This window comes from Caulobacter sp. 05T431 (assembly GCF_056665975.1).
In genome coordinates this window covers 1-602 of record NZ_JBFTKU010000069.1, presented here as the reverse complement: position 1 = coordinate 602, position 602 = coordinate 1, and the positions used below count along the sequence as shown (strand labels likewise).

At 56.7% G+C, this 602-nt stretch carries 1 protein-coding gene and 1 pseudogene; one reads left to right on the top strand and one right to left on the bottom strand.

All coding sequences use genetic code 11. The annotated features are described in order from the left end of the window. Positions 1-382, bottom strand: a pseudogene (locus AC1U89_RS24560) (IS3 family transposase); the annotation flags it as partial. Positions 383-430: 48 nt separating this feature from the next. Here AC1U89_RS24560 and AC1U89_RS24555 point away from each other — a divergent pair. After that, positions 431-602 (top strand): transposase (locus AC1U89_RS24555; protein WP_479902221.1); only part of this gene is annotated, 172 nt, incomplete at its 3' end.

Below are 602 nucleotides of genomic sequence, written 5' to 3'. Positions count from 1 at the left end.
TACCTGTCCTGCGCCTGAAGTACTGTTTGCTGATAGTAGAAGGTGCTTCGTGCCAGGCCTGCGACCTTCAACAGCCCCGCCAATGGATACTGCCGCCTTAGCTCAWGCACTATTTGCGCTTTTTGGGTTGCGCAGATTTCTTGTTCGCTTGAACTAAGGCGTCGAGTTTTTTTAGGTAGGCGTTCTCCATGCGCAGGTAGTTCAGCTCGTCAATGAGCTCCTCGCGCGTGCGCGTGCGATCACCAGATGGCTTCGGTGGCTTTGCTTTGGGAGTGGGTGGCGACATCTTCCTGGGACGCCCTTTTGGGCGCGATGACAAGGCCTCTATACCCCATGCATCATACTGGCGTTCCCAAATGCCAATCGCACCGAAGTTGTGAACCGCCCCGGGTTTAGTGGAGGCTCCACTTCTTGAGAGAATGGAGCCACGATGAAGAAACCAGTCAAGTTTTCCCCGGAGGTTCGCGAGCGAGCCGTGCGCATGGTTGCCGAGTCGCGAGGCGATCATCCGTCCCAGTGGGCGGCCGTAGAATCCATAGCCGCCAAGATAGGATGCACGCCGCAAACGCTGTTGAACTGGGTTCGCCAGCATGAGCGGGATA